Genomic DNA, 15,785 nt, shown 5'->3' with positions numbered 1-15,785 from the left:
GTTATCCTCTTTCCCTGGCTTGTCAATGCAGGCCGATTCTACCTTTAATGAAACCTGTTTTAGGCCCGTTTTCCTGAAAACAGGCCCAAAACGCATTTAGCCAGATCACAGAACAATTAGTACCTTTGCCGCTTAGTCTTTAAAGAACAGATACAATGCTTCGTTCACACACCTGCGGCGAATTGCGCCTGGAACATATTGGTCAGGAAGTGACCTTAACCGGTTGGGTACAGAAATCACGCGACAAAGGCGGCATGCTGTGGGTAGACCTGCGCGACCGCTACGGCATCACGCAGCTAAGCCTGGAGGAAGGCGTTTCGGCCCCGGAGGCCCTCACGCTGGCCCGTACGCTGGGTCGTGAGTTCGTGATCAAGGCCACCGGCACCGTGATTGAGCGCGAGTCTAAAAACGATAAAATCGCCACCGGCGAAATTGAGATAAAAGTAACTGCGCTGGAAATCCTGAACCCGGCTAAGCTGCCCCCGTTCCTGATTGAGGACGAAACCGACGGCGGTGATGACCTGCGCATGAAGTACCGCTACCTGGACCTGCGCCGCACCCCGGTCCGCAAGAGCCTGGAACTGCGCCACCGCATGGCACAGCAAACCCGCTCGTATCTGGATGGTCAGGGCTTTATTGAGATAGAGACGCCGGTCTTGATTAAATCTACGCCCGAAGGTGCCCGTGACTTTGTGGTGCCTAGCCGCATGAACCCCGGTGAGTTCTATGCCCTGCCCCAGTCGCCGCAGACGTTCAAGCAACTCCTGATGGTGTCGGGTTTTGACAAGTATTTCCAGATTGTGAAGTGCTTTAGAGACGAGGACCTGCGCGCCGACCGTCAGCCCGAGTTCACCCAGATTGACTGCGAGCTTTCCTTCGTGACCCAGGAAGACATCCTGAACACCTTTGAAGGCCTGGTAAAGCACCTGTTCCGCACTGTGAAGGGAATAGAACTGGCAGACTTCCCGCGCATGACCTACGCCGACGCCATGCGCCTCTACGGCTCAGACAAACCAGACACCCGTTTCGGGATGCAGTTTGTGGAGTTGAACGAGGTGGTGAAAAACAAAGGCTTCAAGGTATTTGATGATGCCGAGCTGGTAGTAGGCATTAACGCCAGCGGCAGCGCCCATTTCACCCGCAAGCAATTAGATGAACTCACAGACTTCGTGAAGCGTCCGCAGGTAGGCGCTACCGGCCTGGTGTACGCCCGCGTGCAGGAAGACGGCAGCGTGAAATCAAGCGTAGACAAGTTCTACTCGCCGGAAGACCTGCAAAGTTGGGCCCAGGCCTTCAACGCCCAGCCCGGCGATTTACTGCTGGTGTTGGCCGGAGGCGCTGATAAAACCCGCAAAGCCCTAAACGAATTGCGCCTGGAAATGGGCACCCGCCTAGGCATGCGCGACAAAGACACCTTCTCCACGCTGTGGGTACTGGACTTCCCGCTGCTGGAGTGGGACGAGGACAGCAACCGCTACCACGCCATGCACCACCCCTTCACCTCGCCTAAGCCTGAGGACATGGACCTGATTGACACCAACCCCGGGGCCGTGCGCGCCAACGCCTATGACATGGTCATCAATGGCGTGGAAGTAGGCGGCGGGTCTATCCGTATTCATGACCGGGGCGTGCAGTCCCGCATGTTTGATTTACTAGGCTTCACTACCGAGGAAGCGCAGGCCCAGTTTGGGTTTCTGCTAGATGCATTTGAGTACGGCGCGCCTCCGCACGGGGGTATTGCCTTCGGGTTTGACCGCCTTTGCTCCCTTTTCGGTGGCGCAGACTCTATCCGGGACTTCATCGCCTTCCCTAAAAACAACTCGGGCCGTGACGTGATGATTGACGCACCTTCTCCTATCGCGCAAGCGCAGCTGGATGAGTTACAGATTGATACCAGATTGAAAGGCTAGTTGTTGATTGTTGTTGGCTATGAAACGGGTGAGGTCTTGGTGACCTCACCCGTTTTTGCTTTTTAGGCCTGTTTTCCGGAAAATAGGCCCGAAACGGAAAGCGCCGCCATTCACCCCCTCTATCAACCGCTCATCATATTTCCCTTCCCGAGCATACCTTCTTCACGCACCTTTGTAGCAAGCAATCGCACTAAAGAACCTTAACCCATACAAAAACATGAAAGCAAAAATCACTTTCCTCCTGGCCTTGCTCCTAGTTATCACCCTCACCGCACAAGCCAAAGTCCCCTCGTTCAAAGTAGTGAAAACAGGAAAAGGCCCGGCCATGATTCTGATTCCCGGTTTGAACTCAGATGGCGAAGTCTGGGACGAGACCGTGAGGCACTACCAGAAGAACTACACCTGCTACGTGTTAACCTTACCTGGTTTTGCGGGACAGCCGGCTATCAAGGCAGACCATTTCCTGAACACCGTGCGCGATGAGATCATTAACTACGTGCAAGAGAACAAGCTCAAGAAACCAGTGTTGGTGGGCCATAGCCTGGGTGGGTACATGGTGCTTTCCTTGAGCGTCAAAGCGCCTGAACTGTTTGGGAAGGCGGTGGTGGTAGACGGCCTGCCTTACATTGGCGCAGCCCAGAACCCGAACGCCACCGTGGAAACCATCAAGCCCATGGCCGACCAGATGAAGAACTCCATGGCCAAGATGAGCCCCGAAATGCAGAAACAGCAGGAAGCCAGCTACGGCGTGACCATGGCCACCGACTCTGTGCACATCAAGAAAGTGATTGACTGGGGCAGAAAGTCTGACTATAAAACCACCGGCCAGGCCATGTATGAAATGTACACCACCGACCTTCGCAAAGACATCGCCGGTATCAAATCGCCGGTGCTGGTATTGGGTGCCTGGTTCGGGTACAAAAATTACGGCGTGACCAAAGAGACAACCACCAACATGTATAAGGGGCAATTTGCTAACTTGCCTTCCGCCGAAGTTAAGATAGCAGACACCGCCCGCCACTTCATCATGTATGATGAGCCTGCCTGGATGTTTGCGCAGATGGACGCTTTCCTGAAGAAATAAGCCAACACGCAGTACATGCCTAACGCACGTCAAAATAAATGGTATTGGGCCATCCAGCTTACTGGGTGGACCCTTTACTTTTTATTAGGTCTGTTCATCAGTTATAAGTTCTTCAAGGGCTCCCCTACCATGTACGGCATCCAGTTCACGGGCGCGTTCCTGTTTCTGGGGGCCACGCACCTGCAACGCCATTTATCCAAGAAATATCACTGGCAGAAACTCCCCATCGGGCAACTGGCGGTGTTGATTCTGCTATACAATTCGGTTTGCTCTGTGTTGGTGCAGTTCATCACCTATGCCCAGATGGTGGTTTCCGGATCGTATACCTGGGAGCAGATGGAGTTCCTTATTCTGCTGCTGTATTCGGTCAACGGGATTATTGTCCTCACGGCCTGGTCTTCCTTTTACTTCGGGTTTAAGTCTGTCCAGCGCTGGAAAGCCAAGGAAGTGGAAACGCTCAAACTGCAACTGTCCTTGAAAGAGGCCGAACTGGAGGCCATCCGGTCCCAGCTGAACCCCCATTTCCTGTTCAATAGCCTCAACAACATTAGGTCCCTGGTGCTGGAAGACCCGTCCAAGGCCCGCGAGATGATTACCCGCCTGTCTGCCATGATGCGCTACGTGATTGGCTACAACCGCAACAACCTGGTGAGCGTGGCCGAGGAGTTGGAGTTTCTGGACCATTACGTGGCGCTGGAGAAAATCCATTTCGAGGACAAGCTTGCTTTCTCGGCGCAGGTAGAAGAAGGCTTGAGCAAGGCGTCTATTCCGCCCCTAGGCATCCAGCTGTTGGTGGAAAACGCCATTAAGCACGGCATCGGCACCCAGCCGAAGGGTGGGAACATCCATCTTTCCCTGCAAAGGCAGAACGGCCATGTACAGGTGCAGGTGGAGAATACCGGCCGGCTCAGTGCGCTTCCGGGGCCTTCTGGCATTGGCATCCAAAGCCTGCTGGAGCGTATCAACCATTCCCTGGACCAACCGGGCACGTTTGCCCTAGACCAAAAAACCGACAACAGCGTGACGGCCACGCTCACGCTTCCATACAAAGAATATGAGAATCTGCATCGTTGAGGATTCCCGGCTGGCGCGCCTGGAACTGAAGCACCTGCTCGCCAAGTTCCCAGAACTGGAGCTGGTGGGCGAAGCCGAGAACGCCGAAGACGGCATTGCGTTCATTGAGGAGCTTCGGCCGGACTTGGTTTTCCTGGACATTCACCTGCCCCAGAAAAACGGATTCGAGTTGCTGGAGGCCTTGGAGCATGTGCCGCAGGTTATCTTCACCACCGCCTATGACCAGTACGCCCTGCAAGCCTTTGAGCGCAACGCCCTGGACTACCTCATGAAACCCATTGAGGAGAACCGCCTGCGCCAGGCCGTGGAGAAAGCTCTGGCTAAACAAGTAGCCGTCAAACCTACCGTGGCCCCTTCCCAACTGAGTGAAGACGACCGGGTGTTTGTGAAAGACGGCGAGCGTTGTTGGTTTGTAGCCTTAAAGCAAGTGCGCCTCATTGAATCCAATGGCAATTACGCCCTGCTCTCCTTCGACCAGGAACGGCCCTGCATCCTCAAAACCTTGAATTACCTGGAAAGTCGTCTGGACCCCAAGGTGTTCTTTCGGGCCAACCGCCAACAGATCATCAACGTGAACTACATTGAGCAGATTAACCCCTGGTTCAGCGGAAGCATCAAGATTCAGTTGAAAGGCGGTGAGGAAGTGGAAGTCTCCCGAAGACAAACACAGGTGTTTAAGGATTTGATGAGTCTGTAACCAACTTTCGTTTTTGGCCTGTTTTCTGGAAATCAGGCCAAAAACGAAAGCTAAATTTTCTTGATAGGTCAGTCCTCTGTCTCTACTATGCCTCTTGCTTCTTCCCGGTGTTCATAAGGCGCTGGCCTCTGAGCAGAATCTTAAGGCTTTTCCGTTTCAAGGAGATGTTTGGGGTTTTCTGTTCGTGCTCTTCCATGTTGGTTTTGTACGCCGAGATGATGTTTTGATACGACAGCACGCCAATCACTTGGTTCTCTTTGGAGACCACGGGCAGCATGTCCAGGTTTTCCTTGGCCATCAGTTCTACCGCCGTGCGCAGGCTGTTGCGGGCATCCACAGAAATATTCCTGCGTTTGATAAGCGAACCTATTTTGGTCTGGACCGGATGGTGGTGACTGAACAGGTTAGAGGAACTCACAATGCCTCTGAACTCATTTTCATCGCTGGCAATAATGAAATAGTTGCTTTGGTAATCGCTTTCCTGATCTAGCCATTCCCGTACTTCGCCAATGCTGTTGTCTTCGCTCAGCACCAGGCCCTCTTCCTGTATGACCTGCGCCACCGTCACCTTTTCCAGGATGTCCGGCTCATAAGAATCCGGGGTCTTAACACCCCGGCGGGCAATCTTCTCGGTCATGATGGTATTTTCCATTAAGAAGAAAGACACGAAATAAGAGCCCGTACAAGCCGCCAGCAAAGGGAGCAAAGCATTAGACTGCATGGTAGTTTCTAAGGCAAATACAATGGAGGTGAGCAAGGCCCTGGAAGCCCCCGCAAACATAGCCGACATGCCCACCAAAGCGGCCAACGTCAACGTGACACCAGACCCCGGAAAGAAATACAGAATCACGCTCCCCAGCAAAGCCCCCGTAGCCGCCCCAATGGTGAGCAATGGAGCCAGAGTTCCGCCAGAGGTACCGCTTCCCAGCGCTATGGCCCAGGAAAGGAACTTGAGCAGGCACAGGGACAGCACAATCTGCAGGGGCATGGAGCCAGAAAGTATTTCTGTGATGTTCTCATACCCTACCCCTAGCGTGCGCGGCGCGAAATACCCTATAACACCCACTCCCAGCCCCCCGATGGCGGGCCACCACATCCAATGAATAGGCAGTTTCTCAAAAGCGTCCTCTACCCAGTACACGATCTTGGTCACCAGCACAGAAAGGACGCCCATGGCAATGCCAATAGCGCTATAGCCTGCCAAGGCGGTGTTAGAGGGAACCCCGATCAGATGCTCAATGGCAAACACCGGACCGGCCTCAAACAGAAGATGGTGACCGGCAGCCCCTGTGATACAGGCCAGCGCCACCGGTATAATAGACCTAGGCGAAAACTCAAACAGCAGCAGCTCAATGGCCAGGAAAATAGCGGCGATGGGAGTTCCAAAAATAGCCGACATACCGGCAGTGGCCCCGGCAGCCAGCAGTATCTTGCGCTCATTGTGGGTGATTCTGAGCAGTTGGCCCAGTGTAGAGCCCAAGGCGCCCCCGGTGGCAATGATAGGGCCCTCGGCCCCGAAAGGTCCACCCGTTCCAATAGAAATAGCCGCCGACAGGGGTTTTAGGTAAGTGATGGTAGGCTTTATTCTGCTTTGGTTGGTAAGAACCTGCTCCATGGCTTCGGGAATGCCGTGTCCTCTAATGGCTTTGGATCCATACAGGGCCATTAGCCCTACTAATACCCCTCCAATGACTGGCACTACCATTACCCAAAGTCCTAAATTGTTGGTTGCCGGAGACAGGTACTCGGTGGTAAACTCGCCATGGAACGCGATGTTAGAACAAAGGTCAATCAGATACACCAGCAACTTGGCTATAAAACTGATAGCCACCGCCACCGCTACCGCAAGCGAGGCAATGGTTAGGAGCCTTCTTTTGTTTGGGGCGGACGAAGGCGCCACTGGTTCAGTTTCTAAAGATGGGTTAAGCGAGAGGGCAATAGGAATTCCTTTGTTCAACATCTTACTTTCTTAAATGTGCAATAGCAATTTTTATACAAGCGATTCGGTATGTTTCAGGGTATACGGTCGCCATACCTTATTCTATAAAATTAAACCACCCTTTAGCGCGTTTTTGGCCTGATTTCTGGAAAATAGCCTGAAAACGCATAAAACAGATGAGGCGCCCAAGGGCGCCTCATCTGTTTCTTTATAATGTGTTCTTCCTTACAGAAGATCATTGAATAAGCCCGGCACAATGCCCATCAGCACGGTCAAGACCAGCAGAGAGATCAAGGTGAAGGTGGCAAATGCGTCAACGGGTACGCGCTCGCCGGCTGGGTCTTTCATGTACATGGCAATGATGACCCGGAAGTAGTAATAGATACCTACCGCCGACATCAGGATAGCCACCACAATCAGCCACAACATGCCCTGCTCCAGGGCGGCAGAGAAGAGGAACAGCTTCCCGAAGAATCCACCGGTTAATGGAATACCCGCCAATGACAACATGGCCACGGTCATCACGAAGCCCAACAGCGGGTTGGTTTTACCCAGGCCGTTGAAGGCGTCATAGGAATCAGAGCCGCGGGCATCAGCTACGTATTTCAGAATCCCGAAGGCCGCGATAGTCGCTACAGAGTACGCCAGTGAGTAGAACAAGAGGGCATTCTCAGAGCGGTCATTGAACGAGGTAAGGGCAATCATGAGGTAACCGGCATGCGAGATGCTGGAATAGGCCAGCATCCGTTTCATGCTGGTCTGAGCCACGGCCCCTATGTTACCAATCAAGAGCGTCAATACAGTAATGGCTACAACGGTAGGGAACCACTCTTCGTACACGCCCCCAAAGGCCGCCGACATCAATTTATAGAAAGCAGCGATACCGGCCGTTTTCACCACGGTAGACATGTAGCTGGTGAAAAGCGTGGGGGTACCTTCGTACACGTCCGGGGTCCAGAAGTGGAACGGAGCCGCGCCTACTTTAAACGTCACGCCTACCAATACCAGCAACAGACCCATTAACAGCAAGGGCGCGTTGCCCGGCTCCAGGGTAGCCGCCGAAGAGGCAATCTCAGACAAGTAGAAACTTCCGGTGGCACCGTATAGCAGGGCCACGCCAAACAAGATAATACCGGTAAAGAAAGACCCCATCAGGAAGTATTTCATAGAGGCCTCGTTGGACAAGAGGTTGCGTTTGTCTGAACCCGCCAGAATGTACATGCTGATAGACATGATTTCAATGCCTACAAACAGCATGAGTAGGTTCTCGTAGCCTACCATCATCACGCCGCCCACCAGAGAGAACAGCATCAGGGAGAAATACTCCGCCAGGTTAGCCTCTTCGCGCTCGCCGTAGCTGCGGGAGAATGGCAAGATAAAGATAGTGGACAGCACCATGACCGCGGTAAATCCAACGGCGTAGTTGTCCATGGTGAACATGTTGTTGAAATAGCTCTGCGGCTGGTTCCAGTCCATTACCGTAGCACCCAGGGCTATTACCAAGAATAGTAACACCATGGGCATCAGTACTTTCTTAGATTTCATGAACCCTAAGAACAGGTTCACGATTCCAAAAACAGAGAGTAGAATAAGTGAGGTCATGAGCAGGTGATTTCTCCTGTGTAAAGTATATGTGTCGCTAACAGTTAGCGTTTAATCACGTCCAGCAGGTGTAAGATGGCCGGTTCTGAAATGTTCAGAAAAGTATTGGGGTGTAACCCAATCCAAAAGACCATCACTACCAAAGGTACCAACACCGCCTTCTCTGTGAAGGTAAGGTCTGTGAAAACCTCAGTAATGGCATTCTTCTCTCCAAACATCACACGCTGGAACATACGCAGCATGTACACGGCGCCCAGAATAATGGTCAGACCGGCTACGGCGCCCATCCAGGCATTGTATTGGTAAACGCCCATTAAAAGCAGGAACTCGCCCACAAACCCGTTGGTCAACGGTAAGGCCACGGCCCCAAGCATGAGCACCATAAAGCACACGGTCAGGAACGGAGCGCTCTGGGTGATACCGCCCATGGCCGCAATGTCTCTGGTGCCGGTCCGGCTCTGGATAATGTCAATAATGAAGAACAGACCCACCACGTTCACGCCGTGGCTCAGCATCTGGATCATGGCGCCCTGCAGCCCCTGCTCGTTCAAGGTGAACAAACCGGCGGCAATCAGGCCCACGTGCGAGATAGAAGAGAAAGCGATCAGGCGCTTAAGGTCATGCTGCCGAATGGCGATGATGGCTCCGTACACAATGCCGATGATGGCCAGCACCAATACCACCGTCGCCCACTGGCTTACGCCCAAGGGCACTACCGGCAATAACCAGCGCAACACTCCATAGATACCCATCTTCAGCATGATACCAGACAAGAGCATGGTACCGGCGGCCGGGGCCTCAGTGTAGGTGTCGGGTTGCCAGGTATGGAACGGGAACACCGGCATCTTAATGGCAAACGCAATAAACAGGAACCAGAAAATCCAGCTCTGGTTGGCGGCGTCTAAGGTCAGTTGGTAAAAGACCACCTCTTCTGAACTGTGCGTGCCCGGCGTCTGGAAATACAGATACACAAAGGCGGCCAGCATGAACAGAGAGCCAAAAACGGTGTAGAGGAAGAACTTGAAGGTAACCTTGATTCTGTTCTCACCGCCCCAAAGGCCGGCGATGAAATAGATAGGAATAAGGGCCACTTCCCAGAAGAAGTAAAACAGGAATGCGTCTAAAGAGGTGAACACCCCCAGCAAGCCCGACTGCATGAACAGAATGAGCGCATAGAAAGAAGACGGACGGTCATAGGTGTGCTTGAACGTAGACAGGATAATCAACGGAATCAGGAACACGGTCAGTAACACCATCAGCAAGCTGATGCCGTCCATGCCTACCTTAAAGGAAATACCAGCTGTTTCAATCCAGGGAAGGTTCAGTAAGAATTGGGTGCCCGGGTTGGCCGGCACGAAGTTGATCCAGGCGTAAATACCCAGCACCAGCTCTACCAACGCCGCCCCGAAGGCGATTTTCTTGGCTCCCTGTCCTTTTACCAACAGTACCAGCAGCGCGGCCACAGCTGGCCATAAAATTAAAATTGCGGTTAACATGTGTGGCCTATCAGATAATAAAGTTCAGCAATAAGATTAACGCGATGCCCAGCACCATCAGGAGGATGTAAGACCCGGTGGCTCCGCTCTGCACAAAGCGCAGCGAACGGCCTCCGCCCAGGGTTACTTTCCCGAACCCGTTCACGATGGGGTCAATGATGCCTTTCTCCACAAAACGGTACAGACCGGTAGACAGCGCCATCACGGGTTTCACAAACAGGGCATTGTAGAGTTCATCCACGTAGTATTTGTTGTACACCAATTTGTGCACCGGCGACAAGGCAGCACCTTCCTCGGCGGGAACGGTTCTTTTCTTGCCGTAAATAAAGTAGGCCATAATAATAGCCACTACCGCTACACCCACAGACACGGCCATCAAGATGTACTCCGTCTCATGGGAGAGATGATTGGCTTCAAACGCGCTAGGCACGGCTCTTCTGGCCAGTTCATAGATAGGCGACAGGAAGTTACCCAGCATGTGGTTCTCACTGAAAACCGCCGGCAAGCCCATGAACCCTCCAATGGTGGAAAGAATGGCCAGGATAATCAATGGAATAGTCATCACCGCCGGAGACTCATGCAGGTGGTGGCGTTGGTCCTCGGTGCCTCTGAACTCGCCAAAGAACGCCAGGTACAGTAACCGGAACATGTAGAACGCGGTCATGAACGAGGTCAACAGACCAAAGGCCCACATCACTTTGCTGTGCACAAACACATGCGCCAGCAACTCGTCTTTAGAGAAGAAACCGGCAAACGGCGGAATACCAGAGATCGCCAGCGTGCCAATCAGGAACGTGAGGAAGGTAATAGGCAAAGCTTTCTTCAGGCCGCCCATTTTGCGCAGATCCTGCTCGCCGCTCATGGCGTGAATAACGCTACCAGCGCCCAGGAAGAGAAGGGCTTTGAAGAAGGCGTGCGTCAAGACGTGGAATAGAGAGGAAGAATAGGCCATTACGCCCAGCGCCAGGAACATATACCCCAACTGACTCACGGTAGAGTACGCCAATACTTTTTTGATGTCGTTCTGGAACAGGCCAATGGTAGCGGCAAACAGCGCTGTGGCCAGACCAATAATGGCAACCCACTCCAGGGTCACGGGGGCCAGCGTATAGAGCACGTTGGACCGGATAACCATGTAGATACCGGCCGTTACCATGGTAGCGGCGTGGATAAGGGCAGAAACCGGAGTAGGGCCGGCCATGGCGTCTGGTAGCCAGGTGTAAAGCGGCAACTGGGCAGATTTACCCATAGCACCTACAAACAATAGCATGGTAATGGCAATCACCACGCCGTCATTCACCTCACTTAACTGCGATGCCTGGTTGAACACCTCACCGTAGCTCACGCTTCCGTAGGTGATGAAGATTAAGAAGATGCCCAGCAAAAAGCCCAAGTCACCTATGCGGTTCATAATAAAGGCTTTCTTGGCAGCGTTGTTATAAGGAGTGACCTTGTTCCAGAACCCAATGAGCAGGTACGAGCAAAGCCCTACGCCTTCCCAGCCCACAAACATCATCACGTAGTTAGACCCCATCACCAACAGGAGCATGGAGAACACGAACAGGTTCAGGAAGGAGAAGAATTTACCGAAGTTCTCGTCATGGCTCATGTAGCCCGCCGAGTAGATATGGATCACCGAACCCACGCCCGTTACCAGCAACAGCATCACCAAGGACAACTGGTCAATCTGGAACGAGAACGGGATTTTCAAGGCGCCCACCGAGATCCAGTTGAAGATATCAGTGGTGTACGGACGGTTGCCGTAGCCTTCAAACCCGAAGAACAGGTACAATGACAGCAGGAACGAGCCAATCACGGTGGCGCAGCCAATCAGTCCCGCCAAGCCGTTCGGCAATTTCCGGTTACCCAGCCCGTTAATCAGGAACCCGATCAGCGGCAGGAGCGGAATCAGCAAACACACCCAGGTCATCTCAGCGTTATTTGCCGGCAAAATAAATTCTTGCATTTGTTAAAGCGTAAATGGAACGGTATTCTTTATAGATAGAGGGCAGCTGAAAGCCAGGCTACCATTTCAATTTGTTCAGGATGTTGATGTCTGTGGTGCGCAGGTTGCGGTAAATCATCACAATGATCGCCAACCCTACTGCTACCTCAGCGGCGGCCACGGCCATGATGAAGAACACGAAAATCTGTCCGTTGGGGTCTGAGCGGTAGGCCGAGAAAGCCGTCAGCAGCAGGTTCACGGAGTTGAGCATGAGCTCAATGCACATAAAGATGATGATGGCGTTACGGCGAATCAAGACGCCAGTAATTCCTATACAAAAAAGAGCGGTGCTGAAATACAGGTATAAGTTCAGCGGGATGGTCCTAATAACCTCAGGAATCTCATTCATGCTATAAGTGTTGGAGGAAAAGCCTTGCGAGCGCCTGACAACAGGCCCAAAGTTATTCCCATTTTTTGGTTAATCCTTATTAAAAGCACCTTCTTCAAAAGTGCGGTGTTTTGCTGGGGCTTCTGGTTCCTGGTTTGCGCCTGTTTTCAGGAAAACGGCCCTAAAACGCAACAGCAATCCTAATCAGAACCGGCAAGAAAAAAGGACAACATGACCGCTGCCCTTTTCAGGCCCTCAGAAAGAGCCTTAGAATCTGTTGTGCTCGCCCGGCTCGCGCTTGCCCAGCATCACGGCCCCCGCCATTGCGGCCAGGAACAACACAGACGCTAACTCAAACGGCAACAGGTAATCTCTGAAAAGCACTTTCCCCAGGTTCTCCACCATGCCAATCTGAGAGTCAAAGTTGGCGGTGTCAACGGGCATCATGCTTACGTCTTTCAAGGCGGCAATCATGATCACAAACAAAACACCGCCGGCAATGGACACGGCTATCTTGCTCATTAAAGGTTTATGTTGCTCGGTGTCTTCGCGCATGTTCAGGAACATGATCACAAACAGGAACAACACCATGATGGCCCCCATGTACACAATAAAGTTCACCGCGGCCAGGAACTGGGCATTCAAGAGAATGTAGTGCCCGGTGAGCGCGAAAAACGTTAAAATCATGAACAGAATGCTGTAGACCGGATTCTTGGAGACAACCACCCCAATAGCCGCGAACAAGGTTAGGAAAGCGAGAAAGTAAAAAAGATTACCCGTCATAAAGATTATAGATAAGGTGCGAGTGGCCGCTGATTATAGGTTTTGAATGGGCATTGGCTCCACCAGACGGTCTTTGCCGTAGATGAACTCATCACGCTCATAGCGGGCCGGAGCCGTTTTATCATTCTGCAGGAAGATAGCCGCCTTAGGGCAAGCCTCTTCACACAGCCCGCAGAAAATGCAGCGCAGCATGTTAATCTCATAGCTCACGGCATATTTCTCCTCGCGGTACAGATGCTCCTCGCCTCTTACACGCTCCCCGGCTACCATGGTAATGGCTTCGGCCGGACAGGCCACCGCGCAAAGACCACAGGCCGTGCAACGCTCTCTCCCCTTTTCATCACGCTTAAGCACATGCAGGCCGCGCCACACCGCACTCATAGGGCGGGTTTCCTCTGGGTACCTTATAGTGGCCTTCTTCTTAAAGAAGTGGCGCATGGTGATAGACAAGCCCTGAAAAATAGCCGGGAGATACATTCTCTCCGAGAAATTCATGGGTTTCTTCTCTAGTATTTTCGCTCTATTACTAAGTGATTGCATTTCAGTCTAGCTTTAAATGATGCATTCAGAAGAAGGATTACAACCCTTCCCCCTGAGTACGCATAAAGGTGATTAGAACCACTCCTGCTTTGCCAGAATAGCCCCGCCGGTCACGATCACGTTCAGGATAGCTAACGGAATCAGGATTTTCCAACCCAGGTTCATCAACTGGTCATAGCGGAAACGCGGCAAGGTCCAGCGCACCCACATGAAGAAGAAGATGAAGAAGAAGATCTTCATGAAGAACACCACGGTTCCCATAATGGTCACGATGTTATGCGCTACCGTGGGGTCATTGGAAAGCAGAGCCCCCAGTTCGTTCTGGAACGGGAAGTTGTACCCGCCAAAATATAAGGTGGACATGACCGCGGAGGCCACAAAGATGTTCACGTATTCGGCAAACAGGTACAAGCCCATGCCCATGGAACTGTACTCTGTGTGGTACCCGCCAATCAGCTCGGTCTCGCACTCGGGTAAGTCAAAGGGTACGCGGTTAGTCTCTGCAAACGCGCAGACAATGAAAATAAGGAAGCCTACCGGCTGATAAATAATGTTCCAGTTCATGCCTGAAATGCCAAACAGCTCCTGCCCCTGCTGCGCGGAAATCTCACGCATAGACAAGGTGCCGGTTACCAGCAATAAGGCAATGATAGACATACCCATGGCCAGCTCATAGCTGATGTTCTGGGACGCTGCCCTGATAGCACCTAGCAAAGAGAACTTGTTGTTGGAGGCCCAGCCCCCAATCATAATCCCGTATACCCCCAGCGCCACCACGCCAAAAATGTACAGAATACCAATGTTCACCTCAATGGCCTGCAAATGGATGTACTCGCCGTTAATGATCAGCGAGCCGCCAAACGGAATCACTGCGCTGGACATACAGGCCGTTAACATAGCCAGCGAAGGCCCCGCAATGAACAGGAACTTGTTGGCGTTGGCCGGCACGAACTCCTCTTTGAAGAAAAGCTTAACGGCATCTGCCAGCGGCTGCGCCAGCCCGAACGGACCCGCGCGGTTAGGACCCACCCGGTCCTGAATAAAGGCAGCCACCTTGCGCTCAGCGTACGTAGAGTAAGTGGCAATCAATAAGGTAATGCCGAAGACGGCCAGGATGATAAGTCCTTTGATCAATAATAGGGATAGCTCCATTATGCGTGTCTTCCTAAGTTAAAAGGAGTGCTTTTAATATCTTCTTCGGTTGAGCCTGGCAAGTTAGGTACCACCGGCACGTTCAAGACCGGCAGCTCATAGTGGTTAGCAGAGATCACGGAACCCTGGTCAATGTGGCGTGGTCCTTCAATGGTCCACTCGTTCACATCTTTCTTGTCAAAGCGGCAGGTATTGCAGATGAACTCCTGCACCTCGCCGTATTTGTCTTTGCGGCCCGTTACGCGCAACACGTCATTGCCGCGCATCCATAGCACTACCTTGCCAGAGCAGGTAGGGCAGTCGCGGTGCGCATCCATGGGTTTGGTGAACCACACGCGGTTCTTGAACCGAAAGGTTTTGTCCGTCAAAGCTCCTACCGGGCACACGTCAATCACGTTACCCGAGAACTCGTTGTCAATCACGTTTTCAATGTAGGTACCAATCTCAGAAGCGTCTCCCCGGCCCAGCACGCCATGCACGCGCTTCTCAGTGATCTGGTCGGCGGTGTACACGCAGCGGTAACACAGAATGCAGCGCGTCATGTGCAGCTGAATGAGCGGCCCGATGTCAATTTTCTCAAACGTGCGGCGCTCTTCCTCATAGCGGGTAGCTGAGGTACCGTGCTCATACGAGAAGTTCTGCAGATCACACTCGCCAGCCTGGTCACAGATAGGGCAATCCAGGGGGTGGTTGATCAACAGCATTTCCACTACGCCTTTGCGGGCGGCCAGCACATCTGGGTTGGTGGTATTCTCTACCACCATACCGTCCTGCACAGGCGTCACGCAAGAGGCCACCAGTTTAGGCATTGGGCGCGGGTCTTTGGCAGAACCGGCCGCCACCTTCACCAGACAGGCCCGGCACTTTCCGCCGCTTCCTTTCAGGGGAGTATAGTAGCACATGGCTGGGGGCACCACCTCGCCGCCTATCTTACGGGCCGCGTTGAGGATGGTAGTTCCTTCCTCTACCTCCACCTCTATGCCATCAAACGTTATTTTTACCATTTCAAATTATTGTTGATTGCTGCTTGTCCATTGCTCTGGACGCGCAACAAATGGCTAGTTAATTGTATTTCCGGTTTAGGTCAGTTTTCTGAAAAACAGGCTTAAAACGGCACTTGTACTTTTAGCTTCTTGAAAACCCATTGAAAGCTTTTCCTTTTAGCAAACCCTTCT

General features: G+C 52.5%; 13 protein-coding genes. 4 read left to right on the top strand and 9 right to left on the bottom strand.

Annotated elements, in window-relative coordinates; genetic code table 11:
- Window positions 1–155: 155 nt before the first annotated feature.
- From aspS to TH63_RS00270, 4 genes are all read left to right on the top strand, one after another.
- A complete protein-coding gene (gene aspS, locus TH63_RS00285; RefSeq protein WP_048919162.1) occupies window positions 156–1,910 on the top strand; it encodes an aspartate--tRNA ligase in 1,755 nt (584 codons plus the stop codon).
- A 217-nt stretch (window positions 1,911–2,127) separates the two neighbouring features.
- Complete coding sequence (locus tag TH63_RS00280) at window positions 2,128–2,994, top strand: alpha/beta fold hydrolase (protein WP_048919161.1); 867 nt, start codon at window positions 2,128–2,130, stop codon at window positions 2,992–2,994.
- A 15-nt stretch (window positions 2,995–3,009) separates the two neighbouring features.
- Window positions 3,010–4,068, top strand: a complete 1,059-nt coding sequence (locus TH63_RS00275; RefSeq protein ID WP_048919160.1) for a sensor histidine kinase — start codon at window positions 3,010–3,012, stop codon at window positions 4,066–4,068.
- Window positions 4,049–4,765, top strand: coding sequence for a LytR/AlgR family response regulator transcription factor (locus TH63_RS00270; protein WP_048919159.1), 717 nt, complete (start codon window positions 4,049–4,051; stop codon window positions 4,763–4,765). Before TH63_RS00275 ends, TH63_RS00270 begins: the two co-directional genes overlap by 20 nt.
- Window positions 4,766–4,850: 85 nt before the next feature.
- Here TH63_RS00270 and TH63_RS00265 read toward each other — a convergent pair whose 3' ends face one another.
- From TH63_RS00265 to TH63_RS00225, 9 genes are all read right to left on the bottom strand, one after another.
- Window positions 4,851–6,725, bottom strand: coding sequence for a chloride channel protein (locus TH63_RS00265; RefSeq protein WP_048919158.1), 1,875 nt, complete (start codon window positions 6,723–6,725; stop codon window positions 4,851–4,853).
- 204 nt (window positions 6,726–6,929) lie between these two features.
- On the bottom strand, window positions 6,930–8,306 hold the full coding sequence (locus TH63_RS00260) for an NADH-quinone oxidoreductase subunit N (protein WP_048919157.1): 1,377 nt from the start codon (window positions 8,304–8,306) through the stop codon (window positions 6,930–6,932).
- Between the two features lie 44 nt (window positions 8,307–8,350).
- A complete protein-coding gene (locus tag TH63_RS00255) occupies window positions 8,351–9,802 on the bottom strand; it encodes a complex I subunit 4 family protein (RefSeq protein WP_048919156.1) in 1,452 nt (483 codons plus the stop codon).
- A 10-nt stretch (window positions 9,803–9,812) separates the two neighbouring features.
- Window positions 9,813–11,768, bottom strand: a complete 1,956-nt coding sequence (gene nuoL / locus TH63_RS00250; protein ID WP_082161505.1) for an NADH-quinone oxidoreductase subunit L — start codon at window positions 11,766–11,768, stop codon at window positions 9,813–9,815.
- Between the two features lie 58 nt (window positions 11,769–11,826).
- A complete protein-coding gene (gene nuoK / locus TH63_RS00245; protein ID WP_048919155.1) occupies window positions 11,827–12,156 on the bottom strand; it encodes an NADH-quinone oxidoreductase subunit NuoK in 330 nt (109 codons plus the stop codon).
- A 246-nt stretch (window positions 12,157–12,402) separates the two neighbouring features.
- Window positions 12,403–12,918 (bottom strand): NADH-quinone oxidoreductase subunit J family protein, encoded by a 516-nt coding sequence (locus TH63_RS00240; RefSeq protein ID WP_048919154.1) that lies wholly within the window; start codon window positions 12,916–12,918, stop codon window positions 12,403–12,405.
- Window positions 12,919–12,951: 33 nt separating this feature from the next.
- Complete coding sequence (locus TH63_RS00235; protein ID WP_048919153.1) at window positions 12,952–13,413, bottom strand: NuoI/complex I 23 kDa subunit family protein; 462 nt, start codon at window positions 13,411–13,413, stop codon at window positions 12,952–12,954.
- A 117-nt stretch (window positions 13,414–13,530) separates the two neighbouring features.
- Complete coding sequence (gene nuoH, locus TH63_RS00230; protein ID WP_048919152.1) at window positions 13,531–14,610, bottom strand: NADH-quinone oxidoreductase subunit NuoH; 1,080 nt, start codon at window positions 14,608–14,610, stop codon at window positions 13,531–13,533.
- On the bottom strand, window positions 14,610–15,614 hold the full coding sequence (locus TH63_RS00225; RefSeq protein ID WP_048919151.1) for a 2Fe-2S iron-sulfur cluster-binding protein: 1,005 nt from the start codon (window positions 15,612–15,614) through the stop codon (window positions 14,610–14,612). The genes nuoH and TH63_RS00225 overlap by 1 nt, the downstream gene beginning before the upstream one ends.
- Window positions 15,615–15,785: the final 171 nt, after the last annotated feature.

The sequence above is a fragment of the Rufibacter radiotolerans genome (assembly GCF_001078055.1).
GTDB classification, from domain to species: domain Bacteria; phylum Bacteroidota; class Bacteroidia; order Cytophagales; family Hymenobacteraceae; genus Nibribacter; species Nibribacter radiotolerans.
This window is presented reverse-complemented; position numbering and strand designations above follow the sequence as displayed.

What these genes read in the sequence shown, in the direction of transcription:
- aspS (WP_048919162.1), top strand. Translation starts at nt 156, where the DNA reads ATGCTTCGTTCACACACCTGCGGCGAATTGCGCCTGGAACATATTGGT.
- TH63_RS00280 (WP_048919161.1), top strand. Translation starts at nt 2,128, where the DNA reads ATGAAAGCAAAAATCACTTTCCTCCTGGCCTTGCTCCTAGTTATCACC.
- TH63_RS00275 (WP_048919160.1), top strand. Translation starts at nt 3,010, where the DNA reads ATGCCTAACGCACGTCAAAATAAATGGTATTGGGCCATCCAGCTTACT.
- TH63_RS00270 (WP_048919159.1), top strand. Translation starts at nt 4,049, where the DNA reads ATGAGAATCTGCATCGTTGAGGATTCCCGGCTGGCGCGCCTGGAACTG.
- TH63_RS00265 (WP_048919158.1), bottom strand. Translation starts at nt 6,725, where the DNA reads ATGTTGAACAAAGGAATTCCTATTGCCCTCTCGCTTAACCCATCTTTA.
- TH63_RS00260 (WP_048919157.1), bottom strand. Translation starts at nt 8,306, where the DNA reads ATGACCTCACTTATTCTACTCTCTGTTTTTGGAATCGTGAACCTGTTC.
- TH63_RS00255 (WP_048919156.1), bottom strand. Translation starts at nt 9,802, where the DNA reads ATGTTAACCGCAATTTTAATTTTATGGCCAGCTGTGGCCGCGCTGCTG.
- nuoL (WP_082161505.1), bottom strand. Translation starts at nt 11,768, where the DNA reads ATGCAAGAATTTATTTTGCCGGCAAATAACGCTGAGATGACCTGGGTG.
- nuoK (WP_048919155.1), bottom strand. Translation starts at nt 12,156, where the DNA reads ATGAATGAGATTCCTGAGGTTATTAGGACCATCCCGCTGAACTTATAC.
- TH63_RS00240 (WP_048919154.1), bottom strand. Translation starts at nt 12,918, where the DNA reads ATGACGGGTAATCTTTTTTACTTTCTCGCTTTCCTAACCTTGTTCGCG.
- TH63_RS00235 (WP_048919153.1), bottom strand. Translation starts at nt 13,413, where the DNA reads ATGAATTTCTCGGAGAGAATGTATCTCCCGGCTATTTTTCAGGGCTTG.
- nuoH (WP_048919152.1), bottom strand. Translation starts at nt 14,610, where the DNA reads ATGGAGCTATCCCTATTATTGATCAAAGGACTTATCATCCTGGCCGTC.
- TH63_RS00225 (WP_048919151.1), bottom strand. Translation starts at nt 15,614, where the DNA reads ATGGTAAAAATAACGTTTGATGGCATAGAGGTGGAGGTAGAGGAAGGA.